This window comes from Negativibacillus massiliensis (assembly GCF_900148495.1).
GTDB classification, from domain to species: Bacteria; Bacillota; Clostridia; order Oscillospirales; family Ruminococcaceae; genus Negativibacillus; species Negativibacillus massiliensis.
Genome location: NZ_FTRU01000007.1, coordinates 400209 through 415553, shown reverse-complemented (window position 1 = coordinate 415553; position 15345 = coordinate 400209). Strand labels below are relative to the sequence as shown.

Here is a 15345-nt window from a genome sequence, read left to right as displayed (position 1 = left end):
CATGAAGAAATACACAGATGTTGACATCGTTGCGGAGCTGCAGAAGCTCGTGGACAGTCATGTGGACAGCTACAAGGAAGACTTCGACATCGACAAGCGCATCATCCGCCGCGCTGCCGAAAGCCGGAATCCCGAAGACAAGACGCTGATGTGGTTCTGCCGTCCGCATGGAACGCACTGCCTGAGTGAAAATCAGGTCTTTATTCAGGGAACGCGAGATCACAACACCTTCCGTTTCTATGCGGAACAGACCTACGACGAGTGCATTGCCCGCGTCATTGTCCCGAAAACCGTCAAGCGCGGCAAGGTGTTCGGGGACGTCTTTGAGATCAACTACCGGGAACAGGCGGCAAATGTGGCGCAGAACTCGATTGCGCCGGATCATGACCGGCTGACCTTCGCAGACGGCTATGTGCTGGACGCACCCTGCCGCAGCAGCTTTGATGAGGCAATGGCTCTGGTCGGTGAGCATGGCGGCGTCAAAACCTACCAGACGCTCCCGAAGGACGCGGATGCTCTGGCGGAAGTGCTGTCCAAGCAGAAAAGCCGCCGTGACAGACTGCCGGATGCAGAAAAAACAGAGGTGCTTTCGCCTCTGTCCGTTGCAGAACTTCGGAAGTATGAGGCAGTCAAAAAGGCGCATCCCGACGCGCTGGTTTGCTTTGCCCAGAACGGCTATTTTGAGCTGTACGGCAAGGACGCGGAAAAAGCTGCGCCGCTTCTCGGCACAAAGCTCCTTGAGAAGAAGGTACGCGGCAAGCCCTCCTTGCCGGTGACCGGCTTCCGTGAAGCCGCGTGGGTAGCAGCATCAAAGAAGCTCTGGCAGTCCGGCGCGGATGTCTTTCTCAGCAAGGACGGCGAGACCTTCAAGGAACTCAAAGCCACAGATTACATTCCTGTCGGCGCGGCACTGAATGTGGACGGCATCAAGTGCAGAATCGACGCGGTTGATTTTGCCGCTGATGAAGTCCGGCTGACCAACATCGAGGACAAGAACCGCCCCATCCGCTTTTCTGAGAGCATCCAGTATGTCCGCGCCTATGTGGAGGATGCCGGAACTGCCATCTACGACACCATCCCGAAGAAGCCCGCTGCCCGTGAATCCATCCGCGACAAGCTGAAATCCGCACAGAAAGCCCAGCCGTCCCACACACCGAAGCCGCAGAAATCGAAAGGAAAGGATATGGTACTCTGATATGAAAAACTTTACCGTGGAAGAAATCAACCTGATGTGCTGCTTCAATACGTCCAGCCGGAAGCGGCTGATTGACGATATGAAGAGCGTCACCCTGAACGACATGGACGGCGAGATCGCAGAGCTAATGTATAAGACCGTCCGGAAGCTCGAAGCAATGACCGACGCGGAGTTTGAGGAACTGTATATCATGCCGGACGGCATGGTGGATGACTGAAAGGAGGATGCCTATGCCCGTATTAGACGGTGATTTTGAAGCCTTCGTCACGAACCTAGGCAAGTACAACGAGGGTATGCTGGTCGGTGAGTGGGTGAAGCTGCCCACTACCGAGGAAGAGATGCAGAAGGTCTTTGAGCGCATCGGGATCGGTAAGCAGGATGAGTTCGGTCAGCCCTATGAAGAGTGGTTTATCACCGACTACGAATGCCCGATCTATGGCGTTCAGAAGATGCTTGGCGAGTACGAGAGCCTTGATAAGCTCAACTACCTTGCCGCTTTGATTGACGAGCTTTCCCTGAGCGATCAGGAAAAGCTCGTTGCCGTTATGGAGGCTGGCTGCGATGAGGTCAACGACATCGACGATCTCATCAACCTGACGTTCAATCTGGACTGCTACGACATCATGCCCGGTATCAACGACGAATCCGATCTCGGCTACTATTACGCCCACGAAGCCGGTATTTACTCCGAAAAGGATCTCGGTCCTCTGGCAAATTACATTGACTATGAACGCTATGGACGCGACATTGCGATGGATGAGCAGGGACGCTTCACTGATGAGGGCTATGTCCGTGTTGCAAGCGAACGCTGGGACAGGCAGTTTAACGGGGAGCTTGATGACATTCCCGACGAATACCGGATCACCGGCTCAGGGGAAGCCGTCGAGCGTGACAGCACCATTGCCGTTCTCGTCGTTGAGCCGGGAAAGGAGCCTTATGTGAAGGAGATTGACTCGGATCTCAAGTCCTTGCAGCATGAGGTCGGCGGCTGCATCGAGGCGATTTATCCCTACGAAGACCCGGTTGCCTTAGTCTGCAACGAGGAAGGCAAGCTGGAAGGGCTGCCGCTGAACCGCGCTCTGCGTGATGAGGACGGTGACATCTACGACGTTGTTGCCGGAACATTCTTGGTAGTTGGCTTGACGGATGACAGCTTCGGTTCTCTGACCGTAGAGCAGATGCAGAAGTTCTCTGACCACTTCAAAGTGCCGGAACAGTTTGCAAAGCTGGGCGATAAGATTGTGGCGATCCCCATGATCTCGAAGGAGCAGCAGAAGCAGGAAGCTACCGAGCAGAAGGACTTTGAGATGAATGCCGACACCTCCGGTCTGACGGTTGCCGGTCACATCGGGACGTGGCACACCATTGACCAGCACGAGGTCGGCGGTCACAGCTTTTACCTGATGGAGCATGACACCTACGGCGATGAGGCGGCTTGCATCATCGTCGATGAGCGCGGCAAGCTCGTCCTTGATGATGTCTACAACGGCTTTGACGATGACACGCTCCGCCTTCTCGACCTTGAGGTCAAGGAAGTGCCGGAAATGCCCGATCCCACGCTCTCCGTTCAGGATATGAAGGACTACGGCTACGCATGGGCTGGCGTCCTTCCCGCCGGTCAGGAGGCGGCTGAAAAGGCTTTGGAGAAGGGCTGCGAGGTTTACCGTCTCTATTCCGATAACACCGAGGGCTTGTGCGTGGATGCCAAGGAGATTGCCGACCATGCGGCAAAGGGCGGAATGCTCGGTATCAGCAAGGAAAGCTGGATGGCAGCTCTTGAGAAGGAAAACTACCTCAAGGCAGCGGAGATGTCGATGGAGGATGACTACGGCATGATTGACGGGATCATCAACAACGGTCCGAAGGAGGACAAGACCCTTGATGCCAAAGCCCCCGAAACCGGCGAGAAGTCCTCCATCATGGACAGGCTCAAGTCTGCAAAGGCTGAAAAGCAGAAGGAATGCTGCCCTCCCAAAAAGCACAAAGGAGAGCTTGACTTATGAGCAGAAGTCAGAAATGGCGGCATGAGTGGTCGTTCTTCATCGGGGACAGCGGACGCCGGAAGTATAACCGCTTCTGCGTCCGCTGCGTCCATAGCTGCAAGCAGAGCTTCCGTGCCGTTCTCATCGCCTGTCCGCATTTCTCCCGCAAGGCATCGCAGTGTAGACAGTTAAGGGGCGAAATAGCCTGTGATTGCAAGCCCCAGAGCGGCGCAAATTGACCAGCCTAAGTGATTGTATTCCCTGCGTGGTTTCATCTTTAGCGCGGAAATAAGTGTCGATTTCGGCACTTGTTTGAATGCCCGGAAAACGAACCAAGAGCCTCTGTCGATGCCCGTTTTGGGCGTCGGCAGAGGCTCTTTTTTTATGACATATTCAAAATAGCGGACAGCAGCTCTTGAACCTGTTGCCGGTATTCCGGCTTTATATCCGAAATACGTCTGGCAAGCGCAAGGGCTTCCGCTTCTGGCTCATCGGTCCCAAAGATAATTCGGTCCGCACTGACGCCCAGCAAACGGCAAAGACGCTGCAAGGCTTCAAGAGAAATACCGGAAGCACCACGCTCAATAGCGCTCAGGTGATTCGGCGTCATGCCAAGCATTTCTGAGAGCGTGTCCTGCGTATAGCCCGCCTGTTCTCTTGCCACTTGAATATTGCCGCCGATTTCAATATTGATGTCCTTCTTCTCTCGCATAGCCTCACCACCTTTGCATTTAGTGTACCTAACGGCGGGGTCATTATCCACGGTACGACGTCGTTGATTTTGCTAACGACAATGCGTTGACTGTCCGTGATGAGGGTGATAGAATGGAGTTACCTACCAAAGGAGTGAAAGAAGGGGTGTCATGTTGCGCATTATTGAGTTTAGAAAGTCTGCTCAAAAAGTTGAAAAGCAATCCGTTCAAGGCATGACTTGTGCGTTTACCGGTCATAGACCGCAGAGTCTTCCGTTCGGCTTTGATGAATCCGATAAGCGTTGTACTTCTTTGAAGTCTGTTATGCGGGATCAGATTGTAGCACTCATTGAGAACGAGGGCGTCACGCATTTTATTACCGGCATGGCTCTTGGCGTCGATATGTACGCTGCGGAAATTGTACTCGATTTGAAATCAAAATACCCTCACATTACTCTGGAAAGCGCAATCCCTTGTGAGACACAAGCGATCAAATGGTCTGTGGCTTCACGGGAACGGTATTATAATATCGCGGCAAAGTGTGACAAGGAGGCCATGCTGCAACGGGAGTACACGCCGGACTGCATGGACAAGAGAAATCGGTACATGGTCGATCACGCCGATTATATTCTCGCAGTATGGAATGGATGCCCCAGCGGTACCGGGAATACTGTGAGATATGCCCACCAAAAGAGCAAGACCATCATCGTCATCAATCCGGTTTCCCTTGATGTCACGCGGGAATAAGGCAAAAATCCCACTCCTGAATCAAGCGTTGCGAAAACCGTGAAGTATTTCCCGATAGTGAATACACATTGCACTACTCGGTGATTATTGGAAACGTGTACGGCGTATGCTGCCCAGTGAACATCTCCACGGAACACATCGAATTTTCACGGCTTCGCAAAACGGAAAGTGTCACCTTATGAACAGTCCCTTGCCGAGAGAAAAATAAATCGCTGGAAACGGGAACGCCCCCGGCACTGTGCGTCTGGCACAGTGTCGGGGGCGTTTTTCCGTGTCTTAGTTATGAGCCAGTTCATTTAGGAGCAGCTTTCGATAGCCCACATCCAAGACGCAGCGATGGAAGTCCATCAGACGGTGTTCGTCGAACAGCTTTTCACAGAGCTTGGTCAGCGGATGATTCATCAGCTTTGCAGAAATGCCAGTCTCGTTGAAAAACCTTGCCCATGTGAAGACCTCTTCTAAATCTTCCTGCCCAAGCGTGGCAGGAATGATGGCGTTGCAGAGACGGACAATGGGGCTGTCCGTAAATCGCTCTGCGACTTCCTCCGGTGTGCATTCATAGCGGTCACAGTCAAAGGAAAGCGCTTCCTCAATTTTAAGATAATTTTCGATTTCATCCCGCGTCAAGGTTATGGTGTAGTCTCCCATACCGGACGGCACATCAATATTCTCCATGACATCAAGCTCGTAACGGGAGCCGCCGATGATCGCTTCAAAGGAGAAGGACTGACAGATTACTGCTGGGTTCTTGTCTATCTTGTCCTCATTCAGAAAGGACAGCGGATTGTACTCTGTTAGTTCCCAGTCGATTTTACCTCTCTCTGTTTGTTCGGCGATCTGCTGGATCAGATGTTGTTCTTCTTCGTGCAGATTTTCATTGTACACCATGATACACCTCCATTTTCTGATTCTCGTTTTTGGGGGGCTGCTCTATGTTTCCGAAGAGACTGCCGTTTGTATCATCATTCCTTGGCTGATGGCAGCCCTTCGTAAAACTTCCTCAGTTCCTCCAAACTGCTTGTCCGATTTTTGATAGGCAGGGAGTCCCATGTAATGTCATGATAGCGTTCAGGCGGCTCATCCCGCAGTCTTCGGTCGATGATGCAGACAATGCCGGTGTCTGTGAAATTACGGATCAATCGCCCGATGCCCTGCTTGAGCTTGATAATCATTTCGGGAACACGAACATCCATCAGGGCATCCTTAGCAACGGAACACTTATACTCGATAATTGGATCGGGGACAGGAAACGGAAGCCGGAAAATGATGACATTGGAAAGGCTTTTTCCTTCAATGCTGATACCTTCCCAATATGCACCCGTCCCCAGAAGCACGGAGTTCGTATCTTCCTTAAACTCATTCAGCACCTTGTCCTGCGACGATCCCGGCTGCTGCATCAAGATTTTGTACGGAAGATTTTTCTCACTGAGAATGGAGTAGACCTCTTCCATGTCGGTCTTTGCCGTAAACAGCACGAGTGCCTTTCCGTTGGAAATGCTCAGGATCTCAAGCAGTCGCTCCACACCCTTTTCAATGAAGGCTTCATGTTCTCTGGTCGGGTGCGGGAGATCGTCGCAATAGTAGATCATGGCGTGTTCATCGTATGGATATGGGGAAGGCTTTGGCTCGGATAAGCAGCCGCGGTCACCAGCGGGAAAGCCGGTATTGCTGATAAAGTAAGAATACTGTTCTTCCAGAGACCCGCTCGTGGCGTTCGTCAGCGTGGCAGAGGTCAAGATGGTTCTTTCATCACCATTGAAGTATAGGCGGCTCACAATTTCTTTTGTGTTTTTAGGGCAATAGACGAGTTCCGTGTTGCTGCCGTGCTGCTCAATCCAGATCAGCATATCGTCTATCTGGTCAAGAAGCTCTGAAAGGGACTCGCTGACGGCATCCAGATCATCAGAGGCAGCAAAGGAACGGTTGTTTCTGAAATCCATGCTGGAATAAATCTGAATGCTGGACGAAAGGTTGTGTATGGCGGCGTTCATCTCGGTAAGCAGTTCAATCGCACTGCCATTGTTGTCGAAGAAAAAGCGGTCAGCGTAGCGCATATCCTGTTCTGCCTCGTTGATCTGCTTTTGGACTTGTGCTTTCAGACAGTTATAGAAGGCGATGATTGCGCTCTCTGCCTCTCGCTTTTCACCTGACACACTGCTCTGGTCAAAGGATCGCAGCTCATAGAATGCGTTCTTAATCATTCCAAAGAGCATACCTTGCCCGAAACGCTCCGTTGTGGCACTCCGCACCTTATCATCCAAGTTGTGTGCTTCATCCACGACAAGCAGATCAGCGGCGGCGTTAATCAGCCCTTCCTGACCGCGCCGGAGTTTCATGAGATGCTGGGTTAAAAAATCCTGATTGCACAGTACCACTCCATCCGTAAACTTTAATGCTGCGCGGACTTTGTAATACTTGCACTTCTTTTCACAGGAGCCACAATTCTTCATGCTGAACCGCTGCACGTTTACCTTGTCCCAGACTCCTTGCGGCAAAAACTCCGGGAAATCCTTGCGTTCCTCATACCCTTGCTTGATTCCTTCTTTGATCGCGTCCGGTGGGTCTGCTTTCGGGTCACACATATACTCATCTGCGCGTTTGTTGCAGAGATAATGGGTCTGTCCTTTTGCGAGGATAACATCTCTGTTCAGCCCAAGAAGGGGCATTACCGCGTGGACATCGCGCCAGAGCTGTTCTTGAAGCGCAATGGTCGAGGTTGCGATGATAACCGGCTTGTTCATGCGTTTGCTGTACAGCAGCACCGGCACAAGATAGCCAAAGGACTTTCCAATGCCCACGCCAGCTTCAATCGCAAAATGCTGATCGTTTATGAGGGCGTCCACAATCTCAAAGGACATATCCTGCTGTCCTTCACGCATTTCCAAGCCATGCTGCGGGGCTTCATCCCAAAAGAAGGTGCTGACTTGCTCACTCATGGAGTACAGCTCTGCTTTTCTGCGCTTTTTCCGTTCCTCCGATGTATTGAATCCAAAATAGAATCTGTTGTTCATCCACATTCCTCCCGGAATAGAAACCTATGCTATCCGCGTTTCAGTTCAATGCTGACGTTTCCGTTCTCGTCGATGGTCAGCGTCATGTGTCTGATGTGCTTCTCATAGAACTGCCACCGCTCTGCGGGAGACATTTCGATCCTCGTGTTTCGCAGAGCAGCGTCAAACATATCGTTGACGTTCAGGTGAACGGAGTTGTCAATCCAGCGGTACATCTCCTTGAACAGTGCGTTTTTCTTGATGTCCTCGCTGTTGCCGGAGTAGAAGTCATCCAGATAGCAGTAGAATATCCCGGATTCTGCGAGTGCCGCCTTCATATCCGGTCCGCATTTTTCCCGCTCAATCATGACAAGGAATCTGGCGTCCGGCAAGGAAGAGATAAGCCCCCAGTAGTCGGAATCGCTTGAGACGATGACGAAGGAATCCACTTGCTTCTGGTAGTGTTCCTGACAGGCTCTTGCGGTGAGCTTGATGTCTACCAGTGATTTGTTCTGCTTGATCCGCTCAATCATGATATGCTCAACGGGGATGCGGGTGTAGTTTTCAAGAATCCGCCATGCCGTAGCGGTATGTACGTCATCAAAGAGAATGATCGCCGTAATTTTCTGCATGACCTCATAATCAAGATTTTTGAGCGTGGCACACAGCTTGTACGGGTCGGAGTTTTCGCAGTCCACTACCAATACGGTCTTCTCGCTGTCATCAATGAAGTCATAGATATTGTTTTTTACAAAAGCCCCTGCATCAGAGACTTTACTGTATTCCGTGAAGGCGTCGCAATGCCATTGATAAAGCAGGGTAGCAAACTTCTTATCATTATAGAGGACATTACCCTCGTCCATCGGTACCCAGTTGATATACATTTGATAGGGGTAGTAGGAGAGACTTGCGTAATAAATATCGGCAGCATCTTTCGTTCCGTCCTCTGTCAAGCCGTTTGGCATAATGAACAGCTCTTTTATGTACGTCCAGTTAATCCAGATTGGAAAGAGGCTTTTGCAGTTGTTAATGCGGTCTGAAATCAGCCGGTTAATCTCGATAATGTGGTGGCAGAGCTTTGTACTCGACTTTTTGATAAAGCTGATTCCGTCGTTTGAAAGCTGCTGCATACTGGATGTTGGAAGGATCTCCGGCATCGAAAGAAGCCCACGGTATTCCATCCGCATGATGTCATTTATTTTCCGGTAGTTGCGCTCAATGGCGGTGCGGATGATACAGAGATTGCGAATGATACGGGCATTTTTATCCTGTTCAAGCCGGTCGTATATCTCTATCTTCGGCGGCTCGTGTTCATTTTGAAAAATACGGAGCGGGACGCCGATCAGGTAGGCTACCTTTGACACAAGCTCATAGGTGCTGTCTTTGTAGGCAATCTGTTCTCCGTTGTATTCGATACCATTCTGATTGAGAGAAGGGTTATCCATGTGTGCCTCCTATCACGTTCAGTCGAAAAGCAGTGAGTTTGTTTTCATCCTGTGCTTTACAGTCCGCCTCCGCCTTTATTTCCGCCAAACTCGCAACCGTGTGTATGATCATGCCCATAATACCACCTTCCATAGCGGTACCCGTAATGCGGAGGGCAATTTGCGCAGTCACCAGTACAATGTCCGTCGTGAGACTGGCTTTTCTTATCCAAAAGACTTCCAATCGCAAGTGCCATACCGAGCTTTGAGAAGAACCCGAGCTTTGGCTCTTTTTGCTTCGGTTCGTCAAAATCGATCTCCTCTTCTACGGAAGGGGCTTCATTCTCGTCATCTGCAAACATAGTCACATGATTGCGCCTTGCTACAAGCTCAAGAACTTCATCGTCTACGGCACCCCAAAGGTCTTCCAACTGCTCCTGCGTAAAGGTGCATTTTGCAGATTTCAGTAGTTCATTCATGGCTGATATATCGCAGCAGCCGGAAAGGTCATAGATTTCATCTGGCGTGAACTGGACACCATAGGCAACCGCTTTTTTTATAAGTCGTGATGCTGCCTTCTCATCCATATACTCCTGCGCGACCTCAGAGATTTCGGCGGATGCACCAAACGAGGTCAATGAGGACATCTTCTTGATCTGCGTGCTGGTTGCCCATTCGTAGAACTTCTCATAATAGGAGTCCCAATCCATTCATTGATCACGCCCTTCCAATGATTACAGGAGTTTCCTCTACGGGCTTTGGAACAGAAAAACTCATGTGATGCTCAATAGAACATATTGTTCCTCTCAATTTACTGCCTGAGCTTTCGTCTGGAACGAAAACCGCCTCACCTCGCTTCAAGGTACGATCCTCCGTTCGGTAGAACTTTATCGTGTTTGTTCCATCCAGCTTTACAAGGCAGTAAATATATACATGGAAATCATCTGCTGCATACGGATCATGTTTTTCAATCGGGTCACTGCCACTTTTTGACGTGCATTCGGGAGATGTCTCACCCACAATATTCTCGGAGGAATCATCCGGGATGATCAATTCATCATCCTCGTTTTCATTAAAGCTATTGAACTCCGCTGAATCTATTGCTGCACTATATTCTTCCGCAGTCTCGTAGTCTTCTGGTGAAATCCCGTAGTCTGAGCCATCTTCACAGTAATCACGCCATCCGTGTTTTTCCCTGCTTAGAGCCTCATTATATTCGTCTCTTGTCTCATAATTGTTTGGATCAATACCGTATGCGCTGCCATCCTCGCAATTCAGGCGCCAAGCGTAGCGGTTATCACGGGGAGCCATGTATGCGACTTTGTTGACTGGTGAATCATCATCAGAATCAAAAGCTCCCATTGCGCCAAGGACACCGCCAAACTTGATGAGGTCATCTGTGTCCTTAATTAGACCCATGCCCATTGCAGCACCGGTGGCAGCGTATGGATCAATTTTCTTGCTGTGCTTTGTACCATATTTCTGCCTACGTTTTGCTGCAAGATAATCCAAGGTCATTGCTCCGGCAAGATCAATCAAGGTATCTATTACGGGAATACGCTCACGCTTCTTTGAACGTTTTTTCTTGGACACGGGTACGCCTCCTTCCAATCAGGGCTTTGGCGTCACTCAACGCCCAATGCTTTATAAACAGCGTCTTCCGCACTCTGATAGAAAATCAGGTTGAAGCAGCCGATTAGATCGGCGGGAGCTGTTCCGAGGTCAGCCGCAGAGGTAATGGGAAGAAGCACCTTCTTTGCACCGCTATCGAGGCAGACCTGAAGGGCATTTGCAAGCTCGTCCACCTTGAGCATGGTTCCGGCAATGCTGATCTCGCCCAGCACCGCCAGACTGCTGAGGGTCGGTTTCCCAAGCGCAATCGAGCAGAGTGCAATCAGCGTGGGAAGCGCAAGTTTCTCGGTCATGCCGATGCCCTGCAAATCCTGATAGTTGATGATATAGTCCTTTGTTGTTGTGCTAATCGTGCCGCTGATGCGGTTGCCGTTCGCTTTCAGATAGTTGAATGCGGTATTTGCCGCTTCCTTGCACTTTCCGTCAGAGTTCAGTCCTGTCCGCTCAAACTTGCCGTTGCCGGGAAGCATCTGCGATTCCAGACGGAAGACGCCGATCATACCGCTCTTTCCCTGAGAAACCGTATAGACCTGACCGGGATTGCACATTCCTTCGGGGATGAGTTTTCCGCCGCCCTGTTCCGGGACAGACACGAAATGTTCCTCAAAGGTATCGTTGTCAATGTACGAAAAATTGACGTCATAGAACTCCATACCGCCCAGCTTTTTGAGCTGTTCCTTGACGCGGCGGCGCATTTCGAGCGCAAACTTGAGGATTTCTTCAAGCTGTTCTTTCGTGAACTCCCCGTCCGGATAGAGCAACTTGATCATTCCGCCGACCATCTTGCGGACGGCAATGGTATCGCGCTGATTAAGGTTTTTGCCGAGGCGGAAATACTTGTCCAGCGCATCGCCGTACTGCTCCTTGCGAAGCTCCCGGATAAACTCTGCCAGATAGTCGGTGATGAATCCGTAGTCATTGGTGAAATGTTCGGGGCGGAACTTCGGTATCTCCCAGCCGGGGATGTAGCAGTGCATACGGTCGAGAAATGCCGTGTCCGTTCCCATTTCGGGAGGGAATGGGTCAAAGAGACTGGACGTTTTCAGCAGCACATCCACGCTCTGATTGATGTTGCCGACGAAGACCATAGAAGCGGTTGCGGCTTTTTCTTCCTTGCCACGGGCAAAGGAGCCGGACGCCATATAGTCCTTCATGATCTGGATGCCGTCTTTGTCCTTAAAGTTGATACCGGCAACCTCGTCAAACGCTACGCAGTCCCACAAGCCAACCAAGCCCACGGTTTTTCTGCCCATGTTGTAAAACAGGTTCGCGACGGTGGTCTGACCGCCGGAAACAAGGATGCTGTTCGGGGAGATTTCCTTGTAGATATGGGATTTACCAGTGCTTCGCGGACCTAACTCACAGAGGTTGAAGTTGTTCTCGACAAGCGGCAGCATACGGGCAAGCAGAAGCCAGCGTTCGCGGTCGTTCAACTTGTCCGGTTCCATACCGATGGAGCGAAGTAGGATCTTGATCCATTCTTCTTGCGTAAACGCTTTTCGCCCCTGCTTCAATTCCTCAATGTCCACATGAGGCATCTGAATAGGCGTGAGCTTATGAATGAGTATTGGGGATCTGCGCTTATCCTCTTCCACATATTCATATTCAAGCTGGACAATGCACCAGATACCGCCGCAGAGAAGCCGGTCGTATTTAGTCGGGTAATCCTCAGAGATAGGAATAGCTTTGATTCCAAGATTGGAAAACTCAGCCTCATAGCTGTCCGTCTTAATGTTGAGATTCACCGTGATTTTGTCAATCACGGTATAGCTGCCTCGCTGACGGAGGACAGAAAGGATCTTCTGCGCCTCGTCGGGACGGACGTAGTTTTCAGCCAGAATCCGCTTGACGTTTGCAACCCCGGTTTCAATGACATCCTCGTCATCGGAACTGCAATACTGTCCAAGAAGAAACTCAAGGACATAAACGGGGACATTTGCCCCTTCCTTGATTTTCTTTGTGAGGTCTTTGCGGACAATCCTGCCGTCGAACACCTTGCGCAGTTTGCTGTCGATTACGGCATTTGCATCCTCTTGTGATACCGTTTCAATAAACTCGCTCATCTTCTGCTTCTCCTTCACAGGTCAAATCCGAAGTCATCCGCAAAGGCAATGTCTATATGGAACTCAGCCTCTTCCGGGACATCTGTATCGTTGGCAATAACAAGGCGGTAAATCTTGTTTTTGTCATAGGCACCGGCTTTCAAATTGAGGCGCACACGGAAGACGCGCTCGGAAGCATTTGTGCTTGTGCGGTCTGCAATGACAGTCTGACGGTCACTGATGACCACGCCCTCATCATCCGTCATATAGATGTAGTAGGTGCAGGGCTGAATCTTCTCCCCGACTGGCTGACGCTGGTAGAAATCCAGAGAGAATAGCAGGTTGGACACCTTGCGGCTTTCGCTCAACAGCTTCAATTCTGCGTTGGAAACCTCCACATACTTCTTGCTTGTGGAGCGGAGATTCTTGAAGCTAATAACAGGCACAACAAGCTCCTGCAAGCTGATACCGCCGTGGACATAGTTCTCACCGCCACCAGAAACCCGTATGCGTGTGGAATCAAAAGGCGTGTAGCCCTTGACCGGAGTACCGACGATCTCACCGTCAAGCTGAACCGGCACAAGGTACTCTGCTGCTGCGGAGGGTTCTGCCAGCACATACCGCCGTCCAATTTCATAGACCTTGCCGCTGATCGCGTCCTTACCCAGCTTATCGCTTTCGGTCAAAGGACTGTATGTGTAGAGGAAACCGTGATCTGCGGTGATGAAAATGTCTGTTCCCTGCATATCGTTGATGACAATACGAAGAATATTGGAAAGCTCCTGCATAGCGTCTTCGCAAGCATCAAACACCTTTTTCTCAGTTGGAGCTTTGTCACCAATAGCATCAATCGTGTTGTGGTAGATATACACGACTTCTTTGCCGCTCACAAGCTCACGCCGCTCGGCGCGTTTCATGTTCAGAACGTCCATGTATTGAACTGCCACGCTGTTCATGTTAGCAGCACAGAGTATCTTGCCACGCTCATCAGTAGAACGGGTGGGCATTTCGTCCACGAGAACATCCATGCCGTCATTGACAGACAGCTTTCGCCCCGGAAGAAGAGCCGCCATACCGAATTTTGTGATTGAGGGAAAAACTGCTTGAACAGCATCGAGCTTCGCTGTTCCCTTGGTTGTCCGGGTGATGGTATCGCATAGCTCCGCAGCAACTTCATATCTCAGAGCGTCGGATATAATCACGAAAGCGCGGGAGTTTTTCCCCGCAAGCGGCTTAACATAGTGAGAGTAGAAGTCTCTTTGTTTGCCGATCTCGGACACATAACCCAATGCGGCAAGGTTGTCAGAAATTGCTTTTGTCCAGCAGCCGGTCAACTCCTTGAGGAACCAGTTCTGATACAGCCCCTCAACGTAATCTGCTGCGTGTTTCAGCTTATCTTCCAGAAGCACATTGCTGTTCTTGAGAGTGCATCCGAAGGCATAGTGGAAGTGCCGATAGAAGCTATCCATCTCATACGCCTTCTCCGTATAGAGCTTCCAGATTACTTTCGGTTCTACGATATGGAAGCCTGCTGCATTCTCCTGATAAAAGTTCTGCATCTTTGCAACATAGTAGAGACAGTCATAATAGTTCTCGAACCGCTCAATCCATCCGGAAGTGCGGCGGTTTTCCGCAGTTTTCAGCATCAGCTCGGTCTTTACCACATGATCTGCAATTTCGGAGAAGAAGCGGCTCAGGATGACCTCATGAATGGACGGGAAAATGTCTGCTGTCAGCAGCGTTTCAATATCCTGCTTTTCAAATCGGGAAGCAAGATGCAACTCCTGCTCCACACTGCGGCACAATTCCCAGAGCGCACCGTTGTCCTCGCGGTTGCGCCATTCGTGGACAATACTGTAACAATACGCCTTGTTGGAATCAGAGATGAAACGCTCCAAGCCTTTGAGAACGCTGGGATTCATCGTCTGCGCAAGGGCGGTCAGCAGCACATGGGCAGCGAACAGGTCAAGCGCTTTTTCATCCTCATGGATGTAGCCCGTGTACTTGCGGACAAGCTGCCAGAAAGCGTCAATGTTGCCGAACTTTTTGATATTGCTGAGGACGGCATTGTTTTCCTCACCCTGTCCTGCAGAAAGGACAGCAATAAATACATCCTGCGCAGAGCCGCCGTTTAGTCCTGCCAGCACAGCCATAATGTCAATATGAAGCTGCAACGGTGTATGGTATTCTCGCCCAATTCTTTTCAGCCTTTCAATCCGCTCTTTGCTGTCAAAGAATTTTGCGTACAGTTTTACCGTCTTGCGCATCGCCGGACTTGCCTCAATATTCAGCTCATTCATGCGCGTGGAGATGAGGTCGGAACGGTATTCTTCACTGAATTTTTCAATATCCAGCAGCCAATTATCCTTTGGGTCAGCATAAGAGAAGGGATTATAAATCAGATAATTGTCTGTTAGATCATCGTGCAGAAGCAACTTTTTCACGGCAAAGTTGTTCGTGCCGGTGAGCTTGAGAATTGTTACATCGGGGATGTAAAGCTCGTCAAGCATAGACTCGAACTCTCGATCCTCGTCCTGCCAGAAGATGATCCGTCTTTGATAGAACTCAGGTAGAGGGGCGGTAAAGCGTTCTATTAGATCAAATTGTATGCGTTCTTCGGACATTTTTCTTTCTCCTTAAT

General features: G+C 50.4%; 13 protein-coding genes. 5 read left to right on the top strand and 8 right to left on the bottom strand.

The annotated features are described in order from the left end of the window. Position 1 precedes the first annotated feature (1 nt). Genes BQ5375_RS04645 through BQ5375_RS04630 form a run of 4 tightly spaced genes read left to right on the top strand, consistent with a single transcriptional unit; the run spans position 2 to position 3416 of the window. Positions 2-1195, top strand: a complete 1194-nt coding sequence (locus BQ5375_RS04645; RefSeq protein ID WP_076917501.1) for a MutS N-terminal domain-containing protein — start codon at positions 2-4, stop codon at positions 1193-1195. 1 nt (position 1196) lies between these two features. Then, positions 1197-1412 (top strand): transposon-transfer assisting family protein, encoded by a 216-nt coding sequence (locus BQ5375_RS04640; RefSeq protein ID WP_008396825.1) that lies wholly within the window; start codon positions 1197-1199, stop codon positions 1410-1412. A gap of 13 nt (positions 1413-1425) precedes the next feature. Next, positions 1426-3198 (top strand): antirestriction protein ArdA, encoded by a 1773-nt coding sequence (locus BQ5375_RS04635; protein WP_235849978.1) that lies wholly within the window; start codon positions 1426-1428, stop codon positions 3196-3198. Beyond that, positions 3195-3416, top strand: a complete 222-nt coding sequence (locus tag BQ5375_RS04630) for a hypothetical protein (protein WP_076917499.1) — start codon at positions 3195-3197, stop codon at positions 3414-3416. The genes BQ5375_RS04635 and BQ5375_RS04630 overlap by 4 nt, the downstream gene beginning before the upstream one ends. A 143-nt stretch (positions 3417-3559) precedes the next feature. On the opposite strand, the gene BQ5375_RS04625 is transcribed toward BQ5375_RS04630, so the two are convergent. Beyond that, positions 3560-3889: a helix-turn-helix domain-containing protein gene (locus tag BQ5375_RS04625; RefSeq protein WP_006573527.1), complete on the bottom strand. Its 330-nt coding sequence runs from the start codon at positions 3887-3889 to the stop codon at positions 3560-3562. 151 nt (positions 3890-4040) lie between these two features. Here BQ5375_RS04625 and BQ5375_RS04620 point away from each other — a divergent pair, with 151 nt between their 5' ends. Continuing rightward, positions 4041-4616: an SLOG family protein gene (locus BQ5375_RS04620; protein ID WP_076917498.1), complete on the top strand. Its 576-nt coding sequence runs from the start codon at positions 4041-4043 to the stop codon at positions 4614-4616. Positions 4617-4892: 276 nt separating this feature from the next. Here BQ5375_RS04620 and BQ5375_RS04615 read toward each other — a convergent pair whose 3' ends face one another. From BQ5375_RS04615 to pglZ, 7 genes are all read right to left on the bottom strand, one after another. Further along, a complete protein-coding gene (locus tag BQ5375_RS04615) occupies positions 4893-5504 on the bottom strand; it encodes a hypothetical protein (protein ID WP_076917497.1) in 612 nt (203 codons plus the stop codon). A 74-nt stretch (positions 5505-5578) separates the two neighbouring features. Next, entirely contained in the window at positions 5579-7627 is a 2049-nt protein-coding gene (locus tag BQ5375_RS04610) for an ATP-dependent DNA helicase (protein ID WP_076917496.1), read from the bottom strand. A 29-nt stretch (positions 7628-7656) separates the two neighbouring features. After that, complete coding sequence (locus BQ5375_RS04605; protein WP_076917495.1) at positions 7657-9051, bottom strand: NYN domain-containing protein; 1395 nt, start codon at positions 9049-9051, stop codon at positions 7657-7659. Between the two features lie 56 nt (positions 9052-9107). Then, the gene (locus tag BQ5375_RS04600) at positions 9108-9740 is read right to left on the bottom strand and encodes a hypothetical protein (RefSeq protein WP_020990057.1); all 633 of its coding nucleotides are present in this window, start codon (positions 9738-9740) and stop codon (positions 9108-9110) included. A gap of 7 nt (positions 9741-9747) precedes the next feature. Beyond that, positions 9748-10623, bottom strand: a complete 876-nt coding sequence (locus tag BQ5375_RS04595) for a hypothetical protein (RefSeq protein WP_076917494.1) — start codon at positions 10621-10623, stop codon at positions 9748-9750. 32 nt (positions 10624-10655) lie between these two features. Continuing rightward, the gene (brxL, locus tag BQ5375_RS04590; RefSeq protein ID WP_008982887.1) at positions 10656-12725 is read right to left on the bottom strand and encodes a protease Lon-related BREX system protein BrxL; all 2070 of its coding nucleotides are present in this window, start codon (positions 12723-12725) and stop codon (positions 10656-10658) included. Positions 12726-12739: 14 nt separating this feature from the next. Beyond that, positions 12740-15328 carry a BREX-1 system phosphatase PglZ type A gene (gene pglZ, locus BQ5375_RS04585; RefSeq protein WP_076917493.1) on the bottom strand — a complete coding sequence of 863 codons (2589 nt, stop codon included), beginning with the start codon at positions 15326-15328 and terminating at the stop codon, positions 12740-12742. Positions 15329-15345 lie beyond the last annotated feature (17 nt).

Coding starts and splice junctions, on each gene's coding strand:
- BQ5375_RS04645 (WP_076917501.1), top strand. CDS start 2: ATGAAGAAATACACAGATGTTGACATCGTTGCGGAGCTGCAGAAGCTC.
- BQ5375_RS04640 (WP_008396825.1), top strand. CDS start 1,197: ATGAAAAACTTTACCGTGGAAGAAATCAACCTGATGTGCTGCTTCAAT.
- BQ5375_RS04635 (WP_235849978.1), top strand. CDS start 1,426: ATGCCCGTATTAGACGGTGATTTTGAAGCCTTCGTCACGAACCTAGGC.
- BQ5375_RS04630 (WP_076917499.1), top strand. CDS start 3,195: ATGAGCAGAAGTCAGAAATGGCGGCATGAGTGGTCGTTCTTCATCGGG.
- BQ5375_RS04625 (WP_006573527.1), bottom strand. CDS start 3,889: ATGCGAGAGAAGAAGGACATCAATATTGAAATCGGCGGCAATATTCAA.
- BQ5375_RS04620 (WP_076917498.1), top strand. CDS start 4,041: ATGTTGCGCATTATTGAGTTTAGAAAGTCTGCTCAAAAAGTTGAAAAG.
- BQ5375_RS04615 (WP_076917497.1), bottom strand. CDS start 5,504: ATGGTGTACAATGAAAATCTGCACGAAGAAGAACAACATCTGATCCAG.
- BQ5375_RS04610 (WP_076917496.1), bottom strand. CDS start 7,627: ATGAACAACAGATTCTATTTTGGATTCAATACATCGGAGGAACGGAAA.
- BQ5375_RS04605 (WP_076917495.1), bottom strand. CDS start 9,051: ATGGATAACCCTTCTCTCAATCAGAATGGTATCGAATACAACGGAGAA.
- BQ5375_RS04600 (WP_020990057.1), bottom strand. CDS start 9,740: ATGGATTGGGACTCCTATTATGAGAAGTTCTACGAATGGGCAACCAGC.
- brxL (WP_008982887.1), bottom strand. CDS start 12,725: ATGAGCGAGTTTATTGAAACGGTATCACAAGAGGATGCAAATGCCGTA.
- pglZ (WP_076917493.1), bottom strand. CDS start 15,328: ATGTCCGAAGAACGCATACAATTTGATCTAATAGAACGCTTTACCGCC.